The organism is Microcystis sp. LE19-41.2A (genome assembly GCF_027530405.1).
Taxonomy (GTDB): domain Bacteria; phylum Cyanobacteriota; class Cyanobacteriia; order Cyanobacteriales; family Microcystaceae; genus Microcystis; species Microcystis aeruginosa.
In genome coordinates this window covers 1-26703 of the sequence record NZ_JAPZQJ010000290.1, presented here as the reverse complement: position 1 = coordinate 26703, position 26703 = coordinate 1, and the positions used below count along the sequence as shown (strand labels likewise).

Annotated in this window: 24 protein-coding genes, 1 tRNA gene and 1 pseudogene; 17 read left to right on the top strand and 9 right to left on the bottom strand. The window is 41.5% G+C overall.

From position 1 onward, the window contains the following. The first annotated feature begins 187 nt into the window (after window positions 1-187). From O9290_RS12430 to O9290_RS12420, 3 genes are all read left to right on the top strand, one after another. Window positions 188-685 (top strand): type IV pilin-like G/H family protein, encoded by a 498-nt coding sequence (locus tag O9290_RS12430; protein ID WP_288055188.1) that lies wholly within the window; start codon window positions 188-190, stop codon window positions 683-685. A gap of 313 nt (window positions 686-998) precedes the next feature. Beyond that, a complete protein-coding gene (locus O9290_RS12425) occupies window positions 999-1505 on the top strand; it encodes a type IV pilin-like G/H family protein (RefSeq protein ID WP_288055116.1) in 507 nt (168 codons plus the stop codon). A 262-nt stretch (window positions 1506-1767) separates the two neighbouring features. Beyond that, window positions 1768-2553 (top strand): hypothetical protein, encoded by a 786-nt coding sequence (locus O9290_RS12420; RefSeq protein ID WP_288055118.1) that lies wholly within the window; start codon window positions 1768-1770, stop codon window positions 2551-2553. Here O9290_RS12420 and O9290_RS12415 read toward each other — a convergent pair. Continuing rightward, window positions 2550-3017 carry a DUF29 domain-containing protein gene (locus O9290_RS12415; protein WP_288055120.1) on the bottom strand — a complete coding sequence of 156 codons (468 nt, stop codon included), beginning with the start codon at window positions 3015-3017 and terminating at the stop codon, window positions 2550-2552. The genes O9290_RS12420 and O9290_RS12415 overlap by 4 nt on opposite strands. Window positions 3018-3134: 117 nt before the next feature. Then, window positions 3135-3581, bottom strand: a complete 447-nt coding sequence (locus O9290_RS12410) for a DUF29 domain-containing protein (RefSeq protein ID WP_288055122.1) — start codon at window positions 3579-3581, stop codon at window positions 3135-3137. 377 nt (window positions 3582-3958) lie between these two features. Between O9290_RS12410 and O9290_RS12405 the strand changes: the two genes are divergently transcribed. Beyond that, window positions 3959-4900: an NAD-dependent epimerase/dehydratase family protein gene (locus O9290_RS12405; protein ID WP_147074183.1), complete on the top strand. Its 942-nt coding sequence runs from the start codon at window positions 3959-3961 to the stop codon at window positions 4898-4900. A 115-nt stretch (window positions 4901-5015) separates the two neighbouring features. Here O9290_RS12405 and O9290_RS12400 read toward each other — a convergent pair whose 3' ends face one another. Further along, window positions 5016-5228 carry a DUF2839 domain-containing protein gene (locus O9290_RS12400; RefSeq protein WP_002759416.1) on the bottom strand — a complete coding sequence of 71 codons (213 nt, stop codon included), beginning with the start codon at window positions 5226-5228 and terminating at the stop codon, window positions 5016-5018. Between the two features lie 153 nt (window positions 5229-5381). On the opposite strand from O9290_RS12400, the gene O9290_RS12395 reads away from it, so the two are divergent. From O9290_RS12395 to O9290_RS12360, 8 genes and pseudogenes are all read left to right on the top strand, one after another. Continuing rightward, complete coding sequence (locus tag O9290_RS12395) at window positions 5382-6617, top strand: LL-diaminopimelate aminotransferase (RefSeq protein ID WP_288057405.1); 1236 nt, start codon at window positions 5382-5384, stop codon at window positions 6615-6617. A 111-nt stretch (window positions 6618-6728) separates the two neighbouring features. Beyond that, on the top strand, window positions 6729-7562 hold the full coding sequence (locus O9290_RS12390; protein WP_288057403.1) for a metallophosphoesterase: 834 nt from the start codon (window positions 6729-6731) through the stop codon (window positions 7560-7562). Between the two features lie 103 nt (window positions 7563-7665). Next, window positions 7666-8445: a pantothenate kinase gene (locus tag O9290_RS12385; protein ID WP_288059900.1), complete on the top strand. Its 780-nt coding sequence runs from the start codon at window positions 7666-7668 to the stop codon at window positions 8443-8445. Window positions 8446-8515: 70 nt separating this feature from the next. Then, window positions 8516-9583, top strand: a complete 1068-nt coding sequence (locus tag O9290_RS12380) for an NAD-dependent epimerase/dehydratase family protein (protein WP_002759431.1) — start codon at window positions 8516-8518, stop codon at window positions 9581-9583. A gap of 76 nt (window positions 9584-9659) precedes the next feature. Further along, window positions 9660-11186 (top strand): ArnT family glycosyltransferase, encoded by a 1527-nt coding sequence (locus O9290_RS12375; RefSeq protein ID WP_288059901.1) that lies wholly within the window; start codon window positions 9660-9662, stop codon window positions 11184-11186. 39 nt (window positions 11187-11225) lie between these two features. Next, entirely contained in the window at window positions 11226-12497 is a 1272-nt protein-coding gene (locus O9290_RS12370) for a glycosyltransferase (RefSeq protein ID WP_288059902.1), read from the top strand. Window positions 12498-12524: 27 nt separating this feature from the next. After that, window positions 12525-13589, top strand: coding sequence for an NAD-dependent epimerase/dehydratase family protein (locus O9290_RS12365; RefSeq protein WP_288059903.1), 1065 nt, complete (start codon window positions 12525-12527; stop codon window positions 13587-13589). A gap of 10 nt (window positions 13590-13599) precedes the next feature. Beyond that, window positions 13600-15825 (top strand): annotated as a pseudogene (locus tag O9290_RS12360) (hypothetical protein). Between the two features lie 41 nt (window positions 15826-15866). Here O9290_RS12360 and O9290_RS12350 read toward each other — a convergent pair. Further along, window positions 15867-15939 (bottom strand) — tRNA-Ala (locus O9290_RS12350). Between the two features lie 131 nt (window positions 15940-16070). Here O9290_RS12350 and O9290_RS12345 point away from each other — a divergent pair. Next, window positions 16071-16622: a 1,2-dihydroxy-3-keto-5-methylthiopentene dioxygenase gene (locus tag O9290_RS12345; protein ID WP_288059906.1), complete on the top strand. Its 552-nt coding sequence runs from the start codon at window positions 16071-16073 to the stop codon at window positions 16620-16622. Between the two features lie 170 nt (window positions 16623-16792). On the opposite strand, the gene petG is transcribed toward O9290_RS12345, so the two are convergent. From petG to O9290_RS12330, 3 genes are all read right to left on the bottom strand, one after another. Continuing rightward, window positions 16793-16909, bottom strand: a complete 117-nt coding sequence (gene petG / locus O9290_RS12340; protein WP_002738052.1) for a cytochrome b6-f complex subunit V — start codon at window positions 16907-16909, stop codon at window positions 16793-16795. Window positions 16910-17179: 270 nt separating this feature from the next. After that, window positions 17180-17665 carry a hypothetical protein gene (locus O9290_RS12335; protein ID WP_288056874.1) on the bottom strand — a complete coding sequence of 162 codons (486 nt, stop codon included), beginning with the start codon at window positions 17663-17665 and terminating at the stop codon, window positions 17180-17182. A 355-nt stretch (window positions 17666-18020) separates the two neighbouring features. Further along, window positions 18021-19109: a metallophosphoesterase family protein gene (locus O9290_RS12330; RefSeq protein WP_288056877.1), complete on the bottom strand. Its 1089-nt coding sequence runs from the start codon at window positions 19107-19109 to the stop codon at window positions 18021-18023. A gap of 65 nt (window positions 19110-19174) precedes the next feature. Between O9290_RS12330 and trmB the strand changes: the two genes are divergently transcribed. From trmB to O9290_RS12315, 3 genes are read left to right on the top strand one after another with little or no spacing between them, the layout of a single operon-like run. Beyond that, on the top strand, window positions 19175-19810 hold the full coding sequence (trmB, locus tag O9290_RS12325; protein ID WP_286825890.1) for a tRNA (guanosine(46)-N7)-methyltransferase TrmB: 636 nt from the start codon (window positions 19175-19177) through the stop codon (window positions 19808-19810). A 34-nt stretch (window positions 19811-19844) separates the two neighbouring features. Next, complete coding sequence (locus tag O9290_RS12320) at window positions 19845-20471, top strand: hypothetical protein (RefSeq protein ID WP_288056880.1); 627 nt, start codon at window positions 19845-19847, stop codon at window positions 20469-20471. Next, window positions 20472-21272 (top strand): tetratricopeptide repeat protein, encoded by an 801-nt coding sequence (locus tag O9290_RS12315; protein WP_288056883.1) that lies wholly within the window; start codon window positions 20472-20474, stop codon window positions 21270-21272. It abuts the gene before it with no gap. Window positions 21273-21417: 145 nt separating this feature from the next. Here the strand turns inward: O9290_RS12315 and glgA are convergent, their stop codons facing one another. Then, entirely contained in the window at window positions 21418-22896 is a 1479-nt protein-coding gene (glgA, locus tag O9290_RS12310; RefSeq protein WP_288056886.1) for a glycogen synthase GlgA, read from the bottom strand. 324 nt (window positions 22897-23220) lie between these two features. Continuing rightward, entirely contained in the window at window positions 23221-24645 is a 1425-nt protein-coding gene (dacB, locus tag O9290_RS12305) for a D-alanyl-D-alanine carboxypeptidase/D-alanyl-D-alanine endopeptidase (protein WP_288056887.1), read from the bottom strand. A 345-nt stretch (window positions 24646-24990) separates the two neighbouring features. On the opposite strand from dacB, the gene gorA reads away from it, so the two are divergent. Then, window positions 24991-26343, top strand: a complete 1353-nt coding sequence (gorA, locus tag O9290_RS12300) for a glutathione-disulfide reductase (protein ID WP_288026437.1) — start codon at window positions 24991-24993, stop codon at window positions 26341-26343. Window positions 26344-26703: the final 360 nt, after the last annotated feature.

Here is a 26703-nt window from a genome sequence, read left to right as displayed (position 1 = left end):
TACAGTTAAATCCCCATTCCCCCACTTCCCCCCCACCCCACTTCCACACCCCCCCACTTCCCCACCACCCCACTTCCCCACCACCCCACTTCCCCAAAAAAAATTTTTCCAAGGGTGATAGGTTTTCTGAAACAGGTGGGTAGATTGTTTATAGAGGACAAAAAACACCTAACACAAGGATATACCCATGAACTCCACCTTCAAATTCAAACTCATCCAAGCTCTCAACAAAAAGAACGGTAACAAAGGTTTCACCCTCATCGAACTCCTAGTTGTCGTTATCATCATCGGTGTACTGGCCGCCATCGCTCTCCCCAACCTCCTCAATCAGGTAGCCAAAGGCAGACAAGCGGAAGCTCGCAGCAACCTCGGTGCCGTTAACCGCGCTCAACAGGCTTACCGCTTGGAAAACACAGCCTTTGGTGCTCTAACTGATTTGCCTATAGCTATAACAGGTACATACTACACTTATGCTGACGTTGGCACCGCCAGTGCCACCGCGGCTGGAGCTAGTGCTACCGCTCTAACCAACTACAACGACGATATTCGCGACTACGCTTCTTCTGTAGGTCAAACCTCCGCAGGTGTTTTCAGTGCAATCATATGTGAAGCAACTCACCCTACTAATGCAGTAGCAGCGGCAGCAGGTGGTGGTTCCTGCACCACCGGCAATCCGGTCCAATAGATATTCTTCCCAGATTGCCTAAAAGCTTTCTGGCATAATAACCAACAATTGATAATCTAGCGGAAGGTGGCAGGGAAATGTTCTCTCGGAAACCTTGCGCTTTTGATTTTTTTCGGGAAGTGGGGAAGTGGGGAAGTGGGGAAGTGGGGAAGTGGGGAAGTGGGGAAGTGGGGAAGTGGGGGAATTTCAACTAAAACCCCAACACCCGAACACCCCAACACCCCAACACCCCAACACCCCCCGCAACGCGCACGCAGTGACCACCCCAACACCCCAACACCCAAAATATAGTCAATATTGCCAGGGCCTAACTATGAAATACCTTCTTTTTTCAGCAATCAAATCACAGGCAAAAAAAGCGAGGGGTTTTACTCTAATAGAATTGTTAGTAGTGGTGATTTTATTGGGGGTTCTCGCTGCCATCAGTTTACCGAGTCTCTTCGGACAAGTCGCCAAAGGTAGGCAAGCAGAAGCGCGCGCAGCACTGGGATTGATCAATCGCGCCCAACAGGGTTATCGTTATGAAAAAGGGACTTTTGCTACTTTATCTGAACTAGCTCTGGAAGCTGCCACTATTTCCCTAAAATTCTATAATATCAGCGAAGTAGGACCTCCCAATGCTTTTGGAGCCGCCTATGAATTGGATGCTTTGACTCCATTTGATGACGATATTAAAAATTATGCTGGAGCGTCTGGACAAACGGCAGCCGGGGCCTATACTGGTATTGTTTGTGAGGATGAAACTCCTTTAGAAGATAATGTTTCTACCAGTAATTCCGCCGGCGTTCTTAGCTGTGTTAATGGCATTGAAATTAATTAAAATAACCCCAAAAATCTTTTATTTTTGTTGATAAGTAAATGGTTATAATTATGAAGGTCGTGATTTGTAGGTTAATTCATCGTAGGGTTAATTCATCGTAGGGTTAATTCATCGTAGGGTTAATTCATCGTAGGGTTAATTCATCGTAGGGTTAATTCATCGTAGGGTTAATTCATCGTAGGGTTAATTCATGAATTAACCGCGATGGTAGGGTTAATTCATGAATTAACCCTACACTGATTATTGACTTTTATTTAAAGCTATGGTAGGTGCAAAAAAATCTCTCAATCTATCCTTACTTAAAACTCTTGGTTTAGTCGCCGTCATCGGTGGACTAATCATGGCTATTGTGGAAATGCAACAGGAAAAGGTGAAAACCTTGACCAAAGAAAAGTTATTAGATAGAAATTATCGTCAAGAGTCTCGTCTAGAAAATGCTCAGGTTCAGTTATTAAAAAATATACCTTCCTTTGGCTTTGATAATATGTTAGCCAATTGGTCAATGTTGCAGTTTATACAATACTATGGCGATGGGGATGCTCGCCGGGAAACTGGTTACGGTTTAAGTCCCGATTTTATGGAAATTGTCACCAAAAATGACCCCAAATTTGTCCGCGCCTATTTGATGATGTCCGTCGCTTCTTCCCTGAATGCTGGTAAACCGGAAAGAACCATTGAGATTATGAATAAAGGTTTATCAAAAATCACTCCTGATGTCACCGATGCCTATTTTCTTTGGTTATATAAAGGAGTGGATGAACTATTATTTTTAGGTGATATTCCCGCGGCGAAAAAATCCTATCAAATGGCCGCCGATTGGGCGAAAATTGCTGGTAATGAATTTATCGAAAAATCCGCTAGGGGAACAGTAAAATTTTTAGAAACTAATCCCGATAGTCGCGCTCCTAGAGTCGGTGCTTGGATGTTAGTCTGGATAAATAGCCAAGACGAAGAAACCCGCAGGTTAGCTAAGGAAAATATCGAAAAATTGGGCGGTAAATTGGTGATTAATGATAATCAAGTGATGGCAATTCCCCCCAAAGATTAGGGTTTGACATATTTTTCATCTTCCCAAAACTTATGATTTAATAAACCATCAATATCCTCAGCAAAGGGACAAACATCGGGAAAATTAGAGTCCGGATAATCCTCTTTCACCGCTTCTAAAGCTTCTCGATAACATTCTTCTAAAATCTCTATCATAAACCTTTTTAAACTAGGAGAATACTTAAATTCTTTCTTCAACTCCTTGCGAAAATTTCTAATTTCAATTTCCCACCCTCGATAACAATCGGGAAGAACCACATAACAACGTTTTAATAAATGTTCTAATAAACGAGTTAAAAAATTATCAACCGCTTTGGGTTGACTTTTCCCCAAAGACTCCACCTCCTCGATCAAATTCTCTAAATCAACCTGAGATAAATCCCCAGATTTTAATTGTTTGACGGTTGCTTCTATCCACAAAGCAAAATCTTGATTATAAAGATTTTTTACCTTGGCTAAAGTCATCATTTTTCTCCTTGTTAAACTTAAATTAATTTCTTGAAAATCACACTAAGTCTGGTTATTAAAGACTGATTATTTATTCCGCCTCTTGCCTCTACTCAACGGATTTATTATCAGAGTTTAACTTTCCCAAAACTTATGATTTAATAAAACATCAATATCCTTAGAAAAAGGACAAAAATCGGAAAAACTAGCATCATATTCAATTCGCATATTCTCCACCGCTTCCTGATAACAATTATCATAAATATCGGTTAAAAAACTGCATAAACTAGGAGAATCTTTCAGGATATCTTTTAACTTAGATTGACAGCGTTTAATTGTTACTTCCCAACCTCGATAACAGTCGGAAAAAGGAAGATAACGCCGTTTTAAACCGTGTTCAAATAATGTAATTAAACGGTTTTTAAGTTCTCTTTTATCTCGTCTTCCCAAAGATTCCACCTCCTCGATCAAATTCTCTAAATCAACTTGAGATAAATCCCCAGATTTTAATTGTTTGACCGTCTTCTCTATCCACAAAGCAAAATCTTGATCATAAAGATTTTTTACCTTGGCTAAAGTCATAATTTTGACCTCCTCTGTTGACTAATTACCTTGATTTTACCGAAACTTCGCCAACAATTTAAGTCTGAATTGGCGCTTACTTAAAACTTGCATTAAAAGTCGCTCGGTTTGGGTGCATCTCACATTTTCGGAAATACCGATAATCAGCAATTATCAGTCACTCTTAAACTGCTACAAATGTATGAACAGCCGCGTGTAAGCATCCCACCGAAAAGCTAATGCGCGAGGGGTTTGGGGACGGCGCTTGCGTCCCCAACGGGGGGTTTGGGGGGTAGAACCCCCCAAAAGACTGGATTGATGACACAAACCTAAAAAGCACAGTTTTTAAACCGCACCGATCGAGTGATAATATAACCTTGATATTGACAATGGCGACTATGAAAATTTTAATTATGGGTGGAACCCGATTTATCGGTGTTTCTTTGACTAAAGTGTTAGTAGAACAGGGTCATGAGGTAGTATTATTCAATCGTGGCAATAAACCCGCTCCGGTTGCTGGAGTACGACAGATTCACGGCGATCGCACTGACCCAGCGCAACTGAAAGAAAAGCTTAAAAATGAAGATTTTGAGGCAATTTTCGATAATAATGGCAGAGAATTAAGTGATACTCAGCCCCTCGTCGAGATTTTTGGCGACAGAATCAGGCATTTTGTCTATGTTAGCTCGGCGGGGGTTTATCTAAAATCCGACCAAATGCCCCATAAAGAAGGGGATAAACTAGATCCCAAAAGTCGCCACAAGGGAAAACACGAGACAGAAAACTATTTAAGCGAGATGGGTTTACCCTGGACTTCCATCCGTCCGGTTTATATCTACGGACCGGGTAACTATAATGACCTAGAAGCTTGGTTTTTTGACCGTTTGGTTCGTAATCGTCCTATTCCTATACCCGGTCATGGGGAACATTTTACCCAATTTGGTCACGTTGTCGATCTGGCCAAGGCCATGGCCGCAGTATTGGGGAATTCTCAGGCTATCGGTCAAGTGTATAATATTTCTGGCGATCGCTATGTAACTTTTAACGGTTTAGCAAAAGCTTGCGCGGCAGCGATGGGGAAAAATGCCGAGGAAATCGAGATTGTTAACTATAACCCCAAAAAATTTGACTTCGGCAAAAAGAAACCTTTCCCCCTGCGGGTTCAACATTTTTACGCTGATATTAATAAGGCCACCCGGGAGTTAAACTGGCAGCCCGAATATGATCTCGTCAGTGGTTTAGCAGACTCCTTCCAGAATGATTATCTCCCTTCCGGTCGCGATCGGCAAGAAATAGACTGGGCGATCGATGACCAGATCTTGGCAAACCAACAAAATTAATTTTTTGGTGGGAGTGGGGAAGTGGGGAAGTGGGGAAGTGGGGGAATTTCAACTAAAACCCCAACACCCTAAAACCCTAAAACCCTAACCCCCAAACTGATGCAGCTTTAACCAGTTATTGGACATTCCACCAACCGAAGGCCGGCCCGACAAAGCGAATAACTACCCAAACCCCAGCTAAAACTCCTATACCAATCCAGGCACCCCTAGTGGTTAACTTGTAAGCTTGGGATGCTTGACTTTTAGTAATCGGTAGCCAAGGCAGGATGTTTTCTTCCTGTCCATACTTATCACCCAGGGCCGATTGACGACGTTTTGATTCACCCATACTAATGTCAGTTATTAAGAGGTTTTTCTCTGATTGTATATCGAAAGACAACCGCCTACACTCACTCCCAGTCCGTGAAGGAGGGCGATCGAAACTGACGGCTGATGACCGACTATTATAGAATTAAAGGTTGCGACTGAAACGAGAATAATTATGGCAACCATTAACAGTAATTACTTAAAACTAAAAGCGGGTTATCTTTTCCCAGAAATTGCCCGACGAGTCCAAGCTTTTGCGGCAGCTAATCCCGATGCTAATATTATCCGTCTGGGGATTGGGGATGTCACCGAACCTTTGCCCCTAGCTTGTCGCGAGGCAATGATCAAAGCGGTGGAGGAAATGGGCGATCGCTCTAGCTTTAAGGGTTACGGGCCCGAACAGGGTTATGCTTGGTTAAGGGAGAAAATCGCCGTCCATGATTTTCAGGCTCGCGGCTGTGATATAAATGCCGATGAAATCTTTATTTCCGACGGTTCTAAGTGTGATACGGGCAATATTCTCGATATTTTTGGAGATAATAACTCGATCGCTGTTACTGACCCAGTATATCCCGTTTACGTCGATACTAACGTTATGGCTGGACACACGGGAGAGGTCAACGAACGCGGCGAATACGAGGGCTTGATTTATCTGCCAATTACCGCCGAAAATAACTTTACTGCCCAGATTCCGACGGAAAAAGTCGATTTAATCTATCTCTGTTTTCCCAATAATCCCACCGGGGCCACGGCTACCAAAGAACACTTGACAGCTTGGGTTAATTATGCTAGGGCCAACGGATCGATTATCTTTTTTGATGCAGCCTACGAGGCCTTTATCACCGATGCCAGTTTACCCCACTCCATCTACGAAATCGAGGGGGCGCGGCAATGTGCGATCGAATTTCGCTCTTTTTCTAAAAATGCTGGTTTTACTGGGACCCGTTGCGCTTTAACCGTGGTTCCCCAAAGTCTCACGGCCAAAGCGGCCGACGGCAGCGATGTGCAACTCTGGAAACTGTGGAATCGTCGGCAATCGACCAAATTTAACGGCGTTTCCTACATTGTCCAACGGGGGGCCGAGGCGGTTTATTCCCCGGAAGGACAAGCACAAGTAGAAGAACTTGTCAAGTTTTATTTACAAAATGCAACAATTATCCGAGAAAAATTAACCGCCGCCGGTTTAGAAGTCCATGGCGGCGTAAATGCGCCCTACGTTTGGGTAAAAACGCCCCAAGGTCTATCGAGTTGGGATTTCTTCGATAAACTGCTACATACCTGTAATGTGGTGGGGACCCCCGGATCTGGCTTTGGGGCCGCCGGAGAGGGTTATTTCCGGCTGTCGGCTTTTAATAGTCGTGCCAACGTCGAGGCCGCTATGGAAAGAATTATCAGTAAATTTCCAGGCTAATGGTCAAAAGAGGGATGTTTGCGGAAGCATCCCCCAACAACCCCATCGGGAATTGATAGACTGTTGACACACCCAATTTTTCGGTAACTACTCACCGACAACGGCTCACCGATGCGACCCTTTTGGCTAGAATCCTTACAGGTAGAAAGATTAACGATCGCAATTGCCGGCCTACCGGCACATCTGCAAGGGATCAAGTTGGTGCAGTGGTCAGATCTGCACTGCGATGCACAGCATTTGCCTGTAGCTGTCCTGCAAGAAGCGATCGCCATTACTAATCAAGAAAAACCCGATCTCATCTTCCTGACGGGGGACTTTATTACCGATAGTCCCAGGCCAATTTTTGCCCTAGTTGATAGCATAAAAGCTCTCGAAAGTCAAGGGGGTATTTATGCTTGTTTAGGAAATCATGACAGTTATCCTCCCCACGCAAGGGAAACCGTCAGAGCAGCCTTAACTAGCGTGGGAATTCGGGTACTCTGGAATGAAATCGCCACACCCTACGGCGAAAATTTTCCCATCGTCGGATTGGCCGATTATTGGTCCGGGGAATTTTTACCGCAAATCCTTGAGCAAATTGCTCCCGATATACCCAGACTTGTCCTTTCCCACAATCCCGATACAGCCATGGTTTTAAGGGATTGGCGCGTGGATTTGCAGTTATCCGGTCATACCCACGGAGGCCAAGTGACTATCCCGGGTATGGGTTCCCTACCGATAGTTTTAGAGAAACTTAGGCGATCGCTGCCGGAACCATATTGTCAATGGGTTCCCTTTCACCGGCAGTTTAGCAGAGTAGTCCGATACTGGCAATGGTCCGAGGGATTTCACCGAGTCGGGGAAAATCAATTATATGTCAATCGAGGCTTAGGAACCTATTTTCCCGGTCGTCTTTTTTGTCCCCCCGAAGTGACGGTAATTACTTTGATCAACAGCAGTCAGTAGTCAGGAGTCAGGAGCCGGTCGTCAGGAGATTATTTTTATTTATTCTCCCCATCACCCCACTTCCCCACTTCCCACTCCCCACTTCCCACTTCCCACTAAATAAATGACTGAGCAAGATACTGACTGGATAGGTTTGATGATCGGCAATTCTCGGCTACATTGGGGGTATTTTTGCGGTCAAACCCTGTTAGCTTGTCTCGATACTCCTCACCTGAACGAACCCCTAAGTAATGAATTTTTGCAACAAATTTTCCCTAAACTCTTGACAAATAAATGTAACTGTGCATTGATTGTCGCCTCGGTGGTTCCTAACCAAAGAGAATTATGGGCAAATTATGGCAATTTACGGAGAATTACTTTAAAAGATATTCCTTTACTGGATTTATATCCGACATTCGGCATCGATCGAGCTTTAGCTGTCTTAGGTGCGGGAAAAAAATACGGATTTCCCTGTTTAGTCATCGATGCGGGAACAGCCTTAACTTTTACGGGAGTGGATGGGGATAAAAAGCTAGTGGGGGGGGCAATTGTACCCGGGTTAAAGGTGCAATTAGCCAGTTTAAGGGAACGGACGGCAGCCTTACCAGAGGTGTCCTTACCGGAAAGATTACCGCAGATGTGGGCAAAAGAAACAGCAGAAGGGATAAGAAGTGGGATAATTTATACAATTTTGGCGGGAATAGAAAAATTCAGTCAGGAATGGTTAAATTTATATCCAGAGAGCGGGATAATTTTAACGGGGGGAGATGGGGACTTAATTAGGGATTACTGGCAAGAAAAGGCCATTAAATCACCCCTAGTGGATAAGACGATCATTTTTCAGGGAATTGCCGCAATTAAGGGTATCTCCGCGGGTTTAATTGACAAAGGCGAACATATCTAGTAAAGTCGGAGAAAGTTTTCTCAACTTGGGAAATTTCTGAACAACTGGGCAAAAAATTCAGGATATAGTTATGGCGATCGTTCTAGTAACCGGTTCTGCTGGTTTAATTGGTTCCGAATCAGTAAGATTTTTTTGTGATCGGGGTTATACCGTCGTCGGTATCGATAATAATATGCGTCAGGTATTTTTTGGCGAAGACGCTTCAACGGAGTGGAATCGAGCCAAATTATCCCAAGATTACGGGGATAAATACATTCACCATGCTGTGGATATTCGGGATCATGAAGCTATTGCAGATATATTTAAAACCTATAGTCATGATATATCCTTAATTATCCACACGGCGGCGCAACCTTCCCACGATTGGGCAGCAAAGGATCCCTATATGGATTTTAGTGTCAATGCTAACGGAACTTTAGTATTATTAGAAAATACTCGTCAACACTGTCCCCAAGCAGTATTTATTTTCTGTTCCACCAATAAAGTTTACGGGGATAGACCGAATGAATTACCTTTAGTAGAAAAAGAATTACGTTGGGAAATCTCGGAAAATCATCCTTATTTTGCTCATGGTATTGACGAGTTGATGAGTATTGATGCTTGTAAACATTCTTTGTTCGGTGCCTCGAAAGTGGCGGCGGATGTGTTAGTACAAGAATACGGTCGTTATTTTGAGATGAAAACAGCCTCTTTTCGCGGCGGTTGTTTAACCGGTCCAAGTCATTCGGGAACGCAATTACACGGTTTTTTATCCTACTTAATGAAATGTACGATGATCGGCAAAGAATACAGTATTTATGGGTATAAGGGTAAGCAGGTACGCGATAACATTCATAGTTACGATCTCGTCAATGCTTTCTATCATTTTTATCAGACCCCGCGAGTAGCAGAAGTTTATAATATCGGTGGTAGTCGCTTTAGTAATTGTTCCATGTTAGAAGCTATTCAAGAATGTGAAGCGATTGCGGATAAAAAGTTAAACTGGCAGTATGTGGAGACTAATCGCATTGGTGATCATATCTGGTGGATTTCTGATGTGAGTAAGTTTAAAAATCATTATCCTGATTGGCAGTTAACCTACACAGTAACAGATATTCTCAAAGAGATTTTTAGTCAAAACGTTAGCCGTTGGTTATAGTAGATCATTAGATTACTATGTCAAAACTATCTGGGTCTGTGCGTATAGGCGTTTAAAAAACTGGAGATGGTCAAATATGCTTGCTTTTAAATCATGGACTGAGAAAATATTATTGTTAATTTTTGCAGTTTGCTTAATCCATAGTTTGTGGGCGATTAGCAGGGGCTGGAATAATCCTTTGATAGATGCTCACGCCTTTCGTCAAACTCAAACGGCCATCTCGGTCTTTTATTTACTCAAAGGTAGTCCTTGGTTAGCCTATGAAACCCCTGTTTTAGGAGTGCCTTGGTCAATTCCGCTGGAGTTTCCGCTCTATCAAGGAATAGTGGCTATTTTAGTTAAGCTTTTGCAGACTCCCATTGACCAAACTGGTAGATTTGTGAGTGCTTTTTTCTTTTATTTAAGTTTGATTCCTATATATGTAATCCTATCTTATTTACAAGTAGCGCGAGCTTTCCGTTGGCTGTTTTTGAGTTTATTTTTAGCCAGTCCCCTTTATCTGTTTTGGGCCAGAACATTCATGATTGAATCAACCGCCCTATTTTTCTCTTTAGCTTATCTTGCCTGTATTGCTGTTTATTTTCGCTATAAATCGCCAATTATTGCCTTATTAGCCTGTCTTTTTGGAATCGCTGCCAGTCTGACTAAAGTAACGACTATGGCTGGATTTTTAATTTTAGCTTGTGTCTGGATAGGTATTAATTGGTTTAAGAAAGACTCATCTCGTAACTTAGCGAAAGATTTATTGATACCGGTCGTTGTTTTTATAATCATACCCTTCCTTATAGCCAAAATTTGGGTTAACTTTACCGATGCCCAAAAGCTACTCAATCCCATGGCAGCAGATTTTATCACCTCGAAAGCTTTGAGAGATTGGAACTTTGGAACTATCGCTCAAAAATTATCTCGGTCACAGTGGAGAAATTATCTAACTAGGACTCTAAATGACGTTTTTGGCGGATTGATAATCAGCGTTATGGCTTTAGTAATATTACCAATTTTCACCTCAAAAAAGTTACTAAGTTATGGCTTAAGTTTACTATTTATATTGACAGTTGCCATTTTTACCAATTTGCATTTTGTTCACAACTATTATCCCTATGCTAATGCTATCTTTCTCCTCGGTGCTTCTGGATTTACCATCATGGGATTAATAGAGAAACAACGGAAAATTTGGCAGTCTGTAGGCTGGTTTTTCCTAGCTTTAATTTTGTTATCACAACTGCAATTTTATCGAGCTTTCTGGCATCCTAAAACAAAATTTTATAGTATCAATTACTTAGAAATTGCCTCTCAAGTCCAAAGTATTACTTCTTCTGATGGTGTTTTGTTAATCTACGGACATCAATGGAATTCAATGATACCTTACTACAGTCAACGTCGTGCCTTAATGATTTATAGTGAAGCAAGTGAGGAAGAATTAAAAAATGCTTTCTCTGAGTTATCAAGAGCTAATCATCAAGTTGAGGCGATAGTTTTTTGCAACGAAACAAGAGAAAACCGAGAAGATAAAAAATATTTAAATAGCCTGTATAATCCTAATGACAAGCCCGTTTTTTCTAACAAACGTTGTGATATATACACAACAAGACACGGTAAATAAGAGATAATTATCTGTAATTTATATTGAGTTGAGTTCCTTATGTTAACTAAAATCTACAATAATAAAATTTTTCGATTTCTCATTGCTGGGGGAGTGGCATTTCTCATCAACTTATTCTTAATTTATTGGTTCATTGATGACTTGGGATTTAATACCCCATTTCTGAAGAATGTTGCTAATGTTATTTCGATAGAAATATCTTTAATTGCTAGTTTCTTTATCTATAGAATCTGGGTGTGGACTGGGGGAGATTGGACAATCAGAGATGTGATTTTGATACAACTTCCTCTCTATCATCTCTCGGCAGGTTTAGCAATTTTACTGCGAGTTTTTTTGATATTTCCCTTCTTAAATTGGTTGGGAATTAGCCCCGGAGTCAACACAATGATTGGGGTTTTAGTGGGGGCCAGTATTAACTATGTTGCCAGTGATAGCCTAGTTTTTAAACCCAAGAATAAGACTAATGAGACAGAAATGTACTATCCCGAAGGATTAGCACCAGCTTTCGAGATGGACGGTTACTCTCACCCACGTCAATCAAGGGATAACCATGGGGTAAAAACCCTATCAATAATTATCCCTGCTTACAACGAAGAAGATTGCATCGAAAGCACTACTCACTTAATATCCGAACGTTTAGAACGGGATAAAATTGATTATGAAATCCTAGTGGTTAATGACAATAGCAAAGATAACACCGAAGCAGTTCTGCAAAAAATCAACCAAGAAAATCCTCGGATTCGCTACATCAATAACTATTATCCCAATGGTTTTGGTTTTGCGGTGCGCTGTGGATTAGAAAATTTTAGCGGGGATGCAGTGGCAGTAGTAATGGCAGATAATTCCGACTCTCCCGATAACATGGTGGACTATTATTATAAACTCCAAGAAGGCTACGATTGCGTTTTTGGTTCCCGTTTTATCAAAGGAGGAAAAGTTATTGATTATCCCATGCACAAGTTATTCATTAATCGTTTGGCTAATCTATTCATTCAAGTTTTATTTGGGCTAAAATTTAATGATACCACTAACGCCTTTAAAATCTATCGTAAGGATGTTATCGAAGGAATCTCACCTCTACTGTCTCACCATTTTAACTTAACAGTAGAGATGCCCTTAAAAGCAATCGTGCGAGGATATTCCTATACGACAATTCCCATCACTTGGCGCAATCGTACCACGGGGGTTTCCAAGTTAAAACTCAAGGAAATGGGCAGTCGTTATTTATTTATAGTTCTCTCTATCTGGTTAGAAAAACACCTTTCTAGAGGCGACTATAAGCGCAAACAGAAAAAGAATCAAGTTGTTTGATAATTATCATCTAGAGGAGTATTTTTGATGACTAGGCAAGTGTTAATTACTGGTGGTGCGGGTTTTGTGGGCAGTTCCTTAGGTTTGGGATTAGCCCAACGTTATCCCGATTGGAAAATTATCGCTTTAGATAACTTAAAACGTCGCGGTTCTGAATTAAATATTCCCCGTCTCAAACAAGCGGGAATTGAATTTGTTCATGGAGATGTCAGAAATGCAGAAGACTTAGAAGCATCCGCTTTGCCAGTGGATTTAATCCTAGAATGTTCGGCAGAACCTTCCGTTTTAGCTGGTTATACTTCCCCCGGCTATGTTTTGCAAACAAACTTAATTGGAACGATTAACTGTTTAGAATTAGCTAGACAAACCCAAGCTGATTTTATTTTTCTCTCCACCAGCAGAGTTTATCCTATTGCCTATCTTAATCAATTAAACTATACAGAAACAGATACTCGTTTTCAGTTATCTGAACAGCAAGATTTACCCGGGGTTTCTGCTTTTGGTATCAGTGAACAATTTCCCTTAGATTTGCCCCGTTCTCTCTACGGTTCCACTAAGTTAGCATCAGAACTGATTATTAATGAATATGGGGATGCCTACGGATTAAGAACTTTAATTAATCGCTGTGGAGTTTTAACTGGTCCTTGGCAGATGGGAAAAGTTGATCAGGGAGTTTTTGCCCTTTGGGTGGCTAATCATTACTTTCAGAAGTCCTTAAAATATATCGGTTATGGGGGTACAGGGAAACAGGTTAGAGATTTTCTTCATGTAGCTGATTTACTCGATTTAATCGATATTCAGATTGCTAATTTAGAACAATTCAAAGGGCAGACTTTTAATGTGGGGGGTGGGCAAGATTTTTCCTTGTCTCTTTACGAAACCACAAAACTATGTCAAGAAATCACGGGCAATAATATCATGATTGAGGCAATTCCCGAAAATCGCACCGGAGATATGCCAATTTTTATCACTGATTCTCGCAAAATCAGTTCTATAACTGCATGGCAACCCCAGCGAGACGGTAGAAAATTAATCCAAGATATTTTTGATTGGATTCACACCTATGAAAAGGACTTAAAAGGTATTTTTTAACTGAACAATTATGCAGAAAAAATCTCTCAAATCACCTGTATTCGTCAAGGGAATACTAATTATCATTACTGCCTACTTTTTTCTGGCAAATTTGCCTATTATTGATTGGCTAGAAATTGGTTTAGATGCTTCTTGGGCTTTTGCTATTAGTGATGCTGCCCATAAACAGTTAATTTTTGGACAAGATATTATCTTCACCTATGGACCCCTAGGCTATCTGGTTCATGGCACATCTTTAAATCACAACTTTTCCCAAATTATCTATTTTCGCTGGTTGCTAGACCTTTGTCTATTAGCAGTGGTTATTCTCAGATTATTATTTATTAAGGACTATAGCAATCAAATAGTTTTTGTGCTGTCAATTATTTTTGCTACCCTAGTAGGAAATCCCTACAACAGTATCGGCTTTACTGTTGATTATCAGATGACATTTATCCTCCTGATACTCATGTCTTTTGATAACTTTTTTCAAAAGTACATCAATTATTTAGCTATAGCTATTGGCATGATCACTGGTTTCTCTATACTCACCAAACTAACTTTAGGAATTTATCTAGCAGGCAGCCTGTTTATCTACATATTTGTTAATATTATTCGGGGATATTTTCAGAAGTCACCATCGATAGTTATTAAAAATGTTCTCGCTGGTATTAACTTAACTTTAAGCATTCCTTCCATTGCCTTTATTTTTCTCTATCCAGCCTCTTATAACCGAGCCTTTATTCATATTATAGTTAATCTTTGCATTGCTGGAGGAGTAGCTTTAACTCTCTGGTTTATTGTCAGATCCCGCCGCCCATCGGCACCCCCCTTATTAAGAGAGGCAAGGGGTATCAAAGGCAGAATCTATCTTCTATTTAATCAGAACTACTTACTTAACTTCTTACCTCTGTTAGTATTTTATGGGCTTTATGGGTTACTTCTTATCCAAACAATTAATCTCAATAATTTTCCCTCTCTCATCGAATATTTGAGCAATTCTTGGCAAATTTCTTCTGGTTATTCCAGTGCGATGAGTATTGTAGGAAATTACCAGCATTTACTCATTGCCTTGCTCTGCTTGTCCTTAAGTTTGCTTTTAATGTCTCTGGCAATTATAGACCAAAACCCTAGTCTCGCTATTGCCTATATTTTTCCTATATTTTTATCATTTAAGCATGGATTTGTTAGGCAAGATGCTCACGTTGTTGTTTTTACACTTGTGGTTATTGTCTTAGCTTCTCTTTATACAACAATTATTAAAAAATCTCGGTTGAAGAAAATTGCTTATTGTGCTTGGGGAATAATTTTTTTGGGATGTATTATTATCACCTCTAGTCCTAATTGGACTATATTGGAAAATGCTCGCCAGTGGAGTAATTTCAGTCCCGATAGGGTGGCTAATAATATTGGGGTTGTCATTTCCTCTATCCTTAATCCCAGAGAATTAGAAATGCGAGGTGAAAGGAGTACAACTCAAAATTTACAAGTCATTGCTGCCGCTACCAAAATACCCGATTCTGTGCTGGAAAAAGTGCAAGGCAAAACTATTGATATAATTCCCTGGGAATTTTCACTTATTCCGGGCAATCAGCTTAATTGGAAACCGCGGCCGATTATTCAATCCTATTCTGCTTATACAGAAAAACTGGATGAACTAAATTATCAAAGCTTATCTTAATCTCCCAGAGATTATCTGATTTATCACTTTCAAGCTATTGATGGCAGACATCCTTTTTTTGATGAACCTAAAGCCTTTTCCTATGTGGTTTGTAATTATCAACTTGACTCGGTAAATTCGCCCTTCCAAGTCCCCGCAATCAAAACCAACTTTTATCTTCTAGAAAAACAAAAAGTCAGTCGTTGCATTCCAACCCCTCTAGGAGAGACTACTAATGTTACTTGGGATCAAGTCTATGAATTACCTACTCGTAATAGTGGGATTACTCGTGTTCAAGTTAAATTTGAATATTCTTGGTTGGGTAAAATAATCAAAAAAATATTTAGAATCCCTCCCGTGATAATTAACGTTAATTATCTCGATGGAACTCAAGCCAATTTTCGCTTTGTTCAAGATAATTCAGCTAATGGAGTTATCCTTAGTCACTTACCAAGAAATACTCAGGAATTAATGGCATTTTTTCAAGGAAAATTACCCCCACAAGTTAAGTCTTTTAGCTTTTCTGTCAGTAATCCTCTGCTATTCTCCCCAGAAATAAAAGTAACGCCTTTTTGGGAAGTTGAGACTGGTTCATAATCTTTCTTGAACCTTGAAAAGCGGTTAATATCTCTGGAAAATGGAGAATAGGGAACTCGAATCCCTGACCTCTGCGGTGCGATCGCAGCGCTCTACCAACTGAGCTAATTCCCCATATATAGACCATAATAGCATTTTTGAGCAGAAAATCCTAGGAACTGGCAAGAGATCGAGGGGCAAAAAATCGAGCGGCTTCTCTCTGGAAAACTTTAAAATGGAAAAAGTAATCTTGAGGATGATCACTAATGGCGATACTACGCTTAGAGAATGGGACAACCTATACCCAGTTAGCCGATATTAGTCTGGAATTGGCCAAATTAAATGTTACTTTAAACTATTGGCCGATCGAAAACGAAGCCACTCGTCAGCTACTTAAGCAAGCTTCTCTGACTGACGAAGAAAAAGAAATAGTTTTAACCAGCTTAGACGGTTATTTTGAGCAACTTAAACAAGAAGCGGGTTATCAAGCCAGAGATTTAATCGTTTTACACCCTGAAATTCCCAATCTCGACACTTTACTGGCAAAGTTCGAGCGCTGTCACACCCACGCCGACGATGAGGTGCGTTATATCATTGATGGGGAGGGGGTTTTTGGCTTTGTCTTTGCCGATGGTTCTCAGGGGGAATTAACTATTCAACCTCAAGAATACATCAATGTTCCCGCCCATAGCGAACACTGGTTTCACCTCACTGCCAGTAAACGAGTTAAAGCAGTGCGTTACTTCACCACTACCGCCGGATGGGTTCCCGAATATACGGAAACCGTCATTCGTTTTCCTAGTTTAACAGCCGTGTAGCCTTTGGTTTTTTGGCGATCGCTTTCCCAAAAAGACAGAGGAGTTTTGCGGGGATGGCAACGCCGGCAGCCACAATCTGTTAAGTGGCAAATTTGTCCTGTTGAAAATCTCCCGTCTAGTGCCTAGCTTGACGGGAGATTTTCTCAATTCGGGGGATTGGCGTGATAGATTTAGTCTAAGCCGAATTGATTGCCCCGTTTGTACTGTAAGTAGGCGGCAACGAACAAACCCGCTAGGGTAATGGGAATTAAGCCTAGGACAATCCCTAGCACTAAAGGTTCAATCACGTCTGTACTCCTTGGATTAGCAATTTTTCACCCGTATTTTATCGTAGCAGCGGTTGCCCTGGAAAGATAGGGCGATCGCACATACTTCTTAAGTGGAGTGTTGGGGTAGTGGGGTGTGGGGTGTGGGGTGTGGGGTGTGGGGGGTAGTGGGGAATTTAGCTGAAATTTCCCTATCTCCCTATCTCCCTATCTCCCTAAATCCCTGACTCTTATCTCCCGACTCCCGAAAAGGAAAACTTGCTATCTCACCATTAAGATAACTGCTCTACTCTAGGAGCGACCGAGAAAAAATTTTCTCAATTTGCCTTTACCCCAAGAGCGATCGATTTCGTGCCAGAGATTGTGGAGACAAAAAACCACTGCGAGACAGAGAGTAACCGCAAGGATTTGAGAGAAACTTTCCCTTTGCCAAAATTTGGCCATTGCCTCCGAAATCACCCGCGTTACCCGATAAGCTTCCAGAAAAGCCTCGATCGAGCCGAGAATCAGTGCTGCTAGGGTATAAACAAAGGTTCGATACAGAACACTAAGGTAACGGGGACGATTTTCTAACCATTCTAGCTTCATGGCTGCGTCGAGAATGGCCACGGTTTTTGCCGCAATGATCGCCCCTAAGCTCGCTTTACCCAAAACGTAGGTAGTAATCGAATATTCTTCCAGAAATAATTTCATGATCAGAAGAATATAACCGAAAGCCAAGAAAAAAAAGAGGGCAAGAGAACCGATTTTTTTCAATTCCTTTTTAATTGCTTCCATTGATTTTTTTTGATATTTTCTGCCAAGATAGCGGTCGCGCTGCCGGATAGTCCTTTAACTATAAGCTATAGTTAATTATTTGTTGCAGCTATTCTCCCATCTCCACCAGCAAGTTTGAGCGCCGATAACTGAACTGATGCTTGAAACTAATTACGGCTTGCTGAATAAATCTAAAAACCTTGTTGTATAAGACTTTTAGACTTGTTTTCCCTCAAAAAGTGCCGACCTTTGGAGTGATTGGGGGGAAAATTCAGGTACTTTTTCCCTGAAAATTAGGTAATTGACCACCTGAAAATCGGTAAAACCCCACACCCCACACCCCACACCCCACACCCTGCCCCTAGGAAAAGCTTTTTCAGCAAACCCTAATTACGGCTTGATTGTCGATAAAATGAGGATTACCGAGGGGATCGATGGCACTGAAAGCGTAAAAATAACGGCGTGCTAGGGGCGGAAAATCGCTAAAATCGAAGATTGTGTCACCTTTAGCCACATCTGCCCAAAAATTTCGTAATTTCGGGGCTAATTCCTCCGCTAGACTCACGGGAAGATTGAGGGGATGGCAGGTTAACAAACGCATCATAAAAGGATAAGAGCGATCGCCTAACCATTGCCGAGAAATAGCGGGTAAATTCTCCCATCCGGGTATATTTTGCAGATGAAAGGATTCTATGGCTAATTCAACCGTGTTTTCGCAATATTCTAGCACCCGGTAGGGATGGGGATAACTGACGAGGGAACCGGTGGTAATTTCATAGATACCTCTAGTAAAAGCCAGATCCTGCACGTGGAGATGGCCAGTAATCAACAATTTTACGCCGTTTTCCTGTAGTATATCGAGCAGTTCTACCGCATTAGCCAACATATAGCGTTTACCTAATTCATGATTGCTTTGTCCGGGTAAATGCTCGATAACGTTATGATGGATCATCACCATCACTAGATCGTTTTTTAGCGCGGGTAAAGTCTGTTTTAACCAATGCAATTGTTCTGCATCTAAACTGCCAATTTGTCCACCTTGCTCATCGAATTGATTAGAATTAAGACCGATTAATTGCACTCCGGGTAAAATTTCTTTTTGGTAGTATATTTGTTCGGGATTGCTGTAACCAAATTGTTGATAATAAAAGGGAAAATCTCCTAAACCGATCTGGTTTTCCGTCGCGGTTAAACTCAAAACATCATGATTACCAGGCACCACATAGACGGGGAAGGGTAAAGTGGCTAAACAATCGGCTAACCAACGATGATTTTCTGGTTCACCATCTTGGGTTAAATCGCCAGCAATCAGCAGAAAATCGAGGTTAAGGGTGATGAGATGGTCTAAAACAATTTTTAAAGCTGGAATACTCACTTCCACCAGATGAAAGCGATTAGAATGGTTCAAAATGGTTGTGGGTAAAGCGATATGAGGATCGCTGAGAATGGCGAAACGGAAATTCATCGCATTGAATTGGGCTAAATATCGGTAAACTAGATCGATCGAGGAGAAATGAGGAGAAAATATCTTTGGCTAAAGTTCGCGTTCGTCAGCACGTCAATCCCTTAAGTCATAAATATCGCCATCCGATCGCTCCCCCCGATTGGAATCAAGTTTATCAGGATATGACGCAACCTCTCCATCTTGACATTGGTTGTGCGCGGGGTAAATTTTTGTTACAAATGGCCCAAGTAGAGCCAGAAATTAATTTTTTGGGGATTGAAATTCGTCAACCTTTGGTAATTGAAGCGAATCAGGAACGGGAAAGGTTAGGATTAAGTAATCTCGCTTTTGTTTTTGGCAATATGAATGTTGCCCCAGAAATTTTACTGCAATCTTTGCCCGCGGATAAGTTATTTTGGGTGTCGATTCAATTTCCCGATCCTTGGTTTAAACAGCGTCACAGCAAGCGTCGGGTTGTGCAGCCAGAATTAGTCATAGCTTTGGCTAAGTATATGGTAGCTGGGGGCTGGGTTTTTTTACAGTCGGATGTGGAATCGATCGCCCTGGAAATGACCGAGAGATTTCAAGCACATCCCAATTTTGTTCGGCAACATCAAACCCCCTGGTTAGAGGAAAATATTTTCCCCGTACCGACGGAGAGGGAAAAGTCCACTTATAATAAGGGTCAACCGGTTTATCGCTCGCTTTTTCGAGTTCGGTAGCTTCAGCTAAAATATCTTGGCACTGTCTGAAATCATGGTTAGAAATCTCGACTCACCCCTAATACTTGAGGACAATAATCGCCCCCCTGTATCTCAATTGCTAGAATTTCTCTTAACAAAAGAAAAAAACAATAAAAAAACTAAAGAAAATCTTACTTTTGCGGCTTTAGTCGGTACTTGGCGATTATACTTTATCACGGGAACTCAAAAAGCTAAAAAGAGAGCGGGAATCGTTTTGGGTAAGGGTCGCTATCTACCGTCCTGGTTAAAAATTACCATCTCTTACCAAAGAAATGAGAGTTTAGAACCGGGAGAATTTATCTCTGGAAGCGTCAGCAATCAGATAGTTTTAGGGGCAGTAAAACTATCCGTAAGCGGTCCAGTTAAGTTTTTTCCTAAAACCCGTCTTCTTGCCTTTGATTTTACCCGGCTCAACCTAACCCTATTTAATCGCTCTCTCTATTCAGGTTTTATTAGAAATGGCCAGGTAAGTGAAGCTAATTTTTATCAGGAAAGTATCAAAAAACAGGCATTTTTTGCCTATTTTTTGATCACAGAAACAATGATGGCAGCCCGGGGACGAGGGGGAGGATTAGCCCTTTGGATAAAAGAGATAAGTGAGACAAAACTAGCTGAAAATAAGTTATTACAGGAGAAATAGATGGGATATTCTATTGAGGTAGATGGGACAAATTTTGACAGTGAAGTGATCGAGAAGTCCTATCTAAATACAGTGATTTTAGACTTTTATGCTCTCTGGTGTGGACCCTGTAAATTGGTAAAACCGATGCTAGAAAAACTAGCAAGTGAATATAATTTTATCCTTGCCAAAATAGATATAGATAAAAATCCCGAATTAGCGGAACAATACGATGTAGAAGGAGTTCCCGATGTGCGAATTGTCAGCAAGGGAGAAGTGTTACCCTGTTTTGTTGGTGCTTTGCCAGAAGAACAAATTAGAGACTTATTTTCCCGTCTCGATTTACAATCGGAATTAGAAACAGGATTAGCAGAAATACAAGAAGCGATTGCCCTCGATAATTTGCCCGCAGCTAAACAATTATTTGATCGTCTTTTTCCTAAATATCCCAACGAACCACGATTAGTTATTATGGCGGTAAAATTTCTCATGCGTCTAGAAAAATGGTCTGATGCTTACCGATTAATCAGTGCTATTAAAGAAGAAAATCCCCTGATCAAAGGTTGGAAAACTCTCCTAGAATTTCAACAGTTAAAACCAGAAAATAATCCCCTCGATGCGATATTTTTTACTGGGATTAATTCCGCATTAAAAGAAGATTATGCCGCCGCTTTAGATAAACTGATCAGCCTGGTGGGAGAAAGTAGAAAATATCGTCAGGATGGGGCAAGAAAAGCCATGTTAGCCATATTTCAGATTTTAGGAGTTAGTCATCCCCTCACCCAAGAATACCAAGCAAAGTTAACATTTCTGCTCTACTAGGTAGGGTTTGCGGCAAAAAGTTTTTTGGTGGGGTTAGGAGTCAGCAATCGGTCAAAACTAAAGCAATTCCCCGGAAATTTCAACAAATCTATTCCTCGAATTTCTGTTGACAACTGCCAGGGAATTGCTAGGGGCAAGATGCAGTTTATTTGTGGCGAATCATTTCATACAGGGCAACGTATTCTTCCCCGGGGCGATTCCAAGAGTAATCGCATTCCATGCCTTGAATCGCTAATTTTTGGAATTCTTCTGGTTGAGTGTACCACAATTCTAATGCCCGGGACATGGCTGATTCGAGGGCATTATTATCGGGATCAAAAAAGACAAAACCATTGCGTTCTTCGGGTTGGTGATAGGTATCATAATCGCGATCAAAAACCGTATTAACTAAACCACCAACTCCCCGGACGATGGGAACGGTTCCGTATTTTAAGCTGATTACTTGTGTCAGTCCGCAGGGTTCAAAATTACTGGGAACCACAATCATATCGGCCCCCGCATAAATGAGGTGAGATAATTCCTCATTAAAGCCCAATTCAATATGGACATCAGGGTTATTATTTAGGTGATTTTTCTCATGCCAGAACCAGTTATTAATTAACGATTCGGTGGCGGAACCTAAGAGGACAAATTGCGCCCCGCGAGCTAAGGCATAATACATGGCATGGTGAACTAAATGTACGCCTTTTTGGTCATCTAAACGACCGACATAACAAATTAAGGGCTTTTCTGGTTCATCTCTTAACCAGAGTCTTTCTCGCAGTGCCTTTTTATTGCGTGCCTTCTCGGAGAAGCTATCAACACCGTAGGGTGCAGCAATAAATTTATCCACCTCTGGATTCCAGATATTGTAATCTAAACCGTTGAGAATGCCAGTAAATTTGTGTTGATGTAGGTGAATTGTATGACCTAAACCGTAACTAACATCGGTGTGGTGTGCTTCCCAAGCATGGTGGGGTGAGACGGTGTTGAAATAGTTGGAAAAGACGATACCACCTTTCATAAAATTAATCACAAAAGGATTGAAGTTATCGCGCATTCGGGCATAGCTAAAGTAGTAAGTATCGTTATTTAATCCTGTTGCCCTGAGAATTTCCGCACCAGCAAATCCTTGATGTTTAAAGTTATGGATGGTGTAGAGAACGCGCTGATTGCCCATGCCATGATATTTATAAATTTCAAAAAGTAAGGGCGGAATTAAACCGGTTTGCCAGTCGTGACAATGAATTATATCGGGACGTTTATTACTTCTGAGCAAAAATTCTAAAGCGGCTTTGCAGAAGAAGGCAAAACGCATATTATCGTCTTTGCAACCGTAGTAAGTACCGCGATTAAAGAAATTATCGCCCGAATTGGGTTGAATAAAGAAACACAAGCGCCCGTGTACCCAACCACAAAAAACATTACAGTGAATTGCCCCACCGTACCAAGGTACCCACAGGTCCCGATAAGCCTCGTGTAAGCCCCAAATTTGGTCGTAGCGCATACAATCATACATGGGTAGGATTAGCTCCACGCAATGACCGCGAATTTCTAATTCTCGACTCAATCCATATACCACATCCCCCAATCCCCCAGCTTTAATCACTGGGGCGCACTCAGAGGCAACCTGAACTATATACATATATCAATACTCCGTCGATTAATCTACAGGTCAGCTAGAAGCAATTTTTACAAAAGTATACAGTCTTCTGTGATTAAGTGGGTGGGTGGAATTAAATATAAGATGAACGTAGGTTGGGTTGAAGCATGAAACCCAACCCCCGCTCATGTTACGCTACCGCTAACCCATCCTACAAATAATTGTGCCTCCCTACTTAAATGGCTCGATCGAATTGGTTGCGGGTTGGGTAGTGGGGTATTGGGGTGTTGGGGTGTTGGGGAGAACAAAGCTGCCTTTTGCCTTTTGCCTTTTGCCTTTTGCCTTTTGCCTTTTGCCTCCTAAAGATTAACAGCGTTTTAACTGTCCTAGGAGCAAAATCACCTCATCGATGCCGTTTCTGAGGGTGGTGGCGGGTTGATCGCTGTTATTTACGGTTATGCTAAAGATTAGGGGTTGCTTGTCCGCGGTTTCTAGATAACCGGCGAGGGCGTTAACTCCGGTTAAAGTCCCAGTTTTTGCCTGTAATCGTCCTTCTAGGGGAGTCTGGCGAAATCTATTGGTTAAAGTGCCATCAATGCCGCCAATGGCTAAAGAACGCCGATAATCAGGATTTTCTGCCATTAGTTTTAAGATTTCTCCTAAAGTATTGGGTTTAATCAGGTTTTGTCGTGATAGCCCCGAACCATCGGCGATTTTATAACTATCGCTGTTAATTCCCAGTTTTGTTAAAGTTTCTTGCAATCCCGAGACACCGCCGATCATTTGTAGTAGGGTTTCGGCTAGTAAATTATCGCTATTTTTATTGACTTTTTCCACCAAATATGCTAGGGGTTCTGATTCTAAATTGGTGATTTCATCGCCGCGAATTTCTGAGCTAATTTCGGCGGTTTTAACGGTAATTCCCGCTTTTTCAAGGATATTACGCCAGCGAGCCAGGAAATATTCCGAGGGTTGGGGAATAGCTAAATTAAAATCATCTTGACTATCAATAGCCAGAGAACCAGTGATAATCAGGCGATTATTGGCTAAATTGCCCTTAATTGCCAGAGTATTCGGGCTTCCTTGCGCTGCGGTGCTGGTTTGATTCTCAATTAGCCATTGTTTAGCGGCAATGGGATCAGACCATTGTAAATCTAAGCTTTGCCCCAATTGTCGCGGTAAAAGCTTTAAAGTGACGGAATTTTCGTTTAAAACCAAGCTAGAAGCGGGTACAGCATAGTCAAAAAAGACATCTTCCCATTCCCAGGTTTTTTGACTATCGGAGACGACAAAAGGACTAGCAACGACAATTAAGCGATAAATTGAGTTAATTCCCTGTGCTTTTAACTTTTCTGCGAATTTTTCTAACTTTTCTGTGGTTATGGTTGCATCTCCCCTCCCGACTAAGGTTAAAGTTTCTAAATCGGGGGGGTTGCCCTGGGCTAAAATGGGGGTTTTCAGACGATAATCGCGGTTAAATTTGCTGAAAGCGGCAGCAGTGGTTAATAATTTCGCAGTAGAAGCGGGAGTAAAAAAGTTATTTTCGTGGAGACTATAGATATTTTGGTCAGAATTGAGGGATTTTACTAAAATTCCCCAATAAGCGCCTTGATAATCGGGGCGGGCCAAAATGCGATCGATCCTGGTGGCTAAGTCTGCCGGACAGATAAACTGGGAAGGGAGAGAATTGTCTTGACTGATGGGGGTTGCGAGGGTGACGGGATGGTTTACCCAGAGAAATAGGGAACAAGTCCCCAAGAGAAAAGATAATTTCGAGCGGCGTGTTAGCATAGAATTAAGTCTTGGCAGTAGGTAGGCGTTAAAAATTATCAGATGCCCCCCTTATTAAGGGGGGACTAAGGGGGGATCGGCACCCCCCTTATCAAGGGGGGCAGGGGGGATCGGCACCCCCCTTATCAAGGGGGGCAGGGGGATCGAACCTAAAATCCATTTTTAATTTAATTATAACCAGCTACTTAGTAAATAAATTGACTCTAATTTAGCAGCATTAGTGACCATATTCTGCTAGTTACTCGATAGATTCAGTTAGGGATTGATCCGAGATATTCGCTCCCCTTTTTGCCAAAAAAGTTTCTTGATTCCGTCAAACTTCTATTCATTTGCGAGGATGTTTTTATGAGTTATGATTTTGATTTATTGGTGATTGGTGGTGGTTCTGGTGGTATTGCCACCGCTAGACGGGCAGCCGAATACGGGGCAAAAGTGGGATTAGCAGAATACGATCGTTTGGGAGGAACCTGTGTTAATCGCGGTTGTATTCCTAAAAAATTAATGGTTTATTCTAGTCGTTTTCCGCAACTATTTAAGGATGCGGAAGGTTACGGTTGGAGTCCAGTAGAGAGTCAGTTAAATTGGCAAAAATTAATTAGCGCCGTTAATCAGGAAACTATACGTTTGAATGGCATTTATCAAAAGATGCTCGATAATTCTCAAGTGACGCTTTTTCCTAATTATGCCAAGTTTCTTGATACCCATACCCTGGAGGTGGGAGATCAGAAAATTACTGCCGATAAAATTTTAATTGCCGTGGGGGGACATCCCGTTAAACCTGATATTCCGGGGATCGAACATACAGTAGTTTCTGATGCCATGTTTCAACTGCCAGAACAACCGAAAAGAATTATAGTTTTAGGGGCGGGATATATTGGGGTAGAATTTGCTGGTATTATGCACGGATTAGGGACAGAAGTGGTGCAGTTAATCCGTAAAGACAAGATTTTAAGAGGGTTTGATGAGGATATCCGCGATGAGATTCAAGCGGAAATGATCCGTCAGGGAATTAAAATTATGCCCGAAACTTTCCCCACTTCGATCGAGAAAACTGCTGAGGGTTTAAAAGTACATATTCAGGGTCAAGAAACCTCAGAAATCTTATTTGTTGATGCCCTAGGATTAGCCGCTACTGGAAGAATTCCTAAGCTGGAAAAATTGGGCTTAGAGAATGTCAATGTCGAGGTAAAAAATGGGGCAATTGTCGTCAACGAGTATAGCCAAACCAGCGAAGATAATATCTATGCCGTGGGCGATTGTACTGATCAAATTAATTTAACTCCCGTGGCCATTAATCAGGGGCGAGCTTTTGCCGATACAGTCTTTGGTAATAAACCCCGGTTAATGAGTTATGAAAATGTTCCTTCGGCAGTATTTTCTACTCCTGAAGCGGCGACGGTGGGATTAACAGAATTGCAAGCAAAAAAACAATATGGTGACACGGGAATTAAAGTTTATCGGTCTAAATTCCGCCCCGGTTACAATGTTTTACCAGGCCGAGAGGACAAAACTTTGATGAAATTAGTTGTCCATCAGGAAAGTGGTAAAATTCTCGGGGCGCACATGGTGGGAGATCACGCCGCCGAAATTATTCAAGGAGTAGCCATTGCCGTAAAAATGGGCGCAACAAAAGCCGATTTTGATGCCACTGTCGGCATTCATCCCAGTGCTGCCGAGGAATTCGTCACCATGCGTTAATTAACAATTTTAGGTGTGTTAGTTTGGGTGCATCTCACACTTACAGAAATACCGACAATCAGCAATTATCAGCTTCTGAAGGCAAGAGGCAACAGGCAAGAGGCAAAAGACAGAATCTGACAATTCTCCTACCTAAAAAGAAGGTTATAAACTAAGCATATCAAAGCTTTTGGCTTAACCAATTAGGTCTTAGATTCGGTCGAGTGACTCTTAGATTATTACAGATATATCAGCAGCTGCCTGTAAGCATCCCACCGAAAAACTAATGCGCTCTAGGGTGTGGGTAGGGTTGATTCATGAATCAACACACCTATAGATATCTAGCATAAATAATATTTTAGAGGGCAAAAATGAGATTCA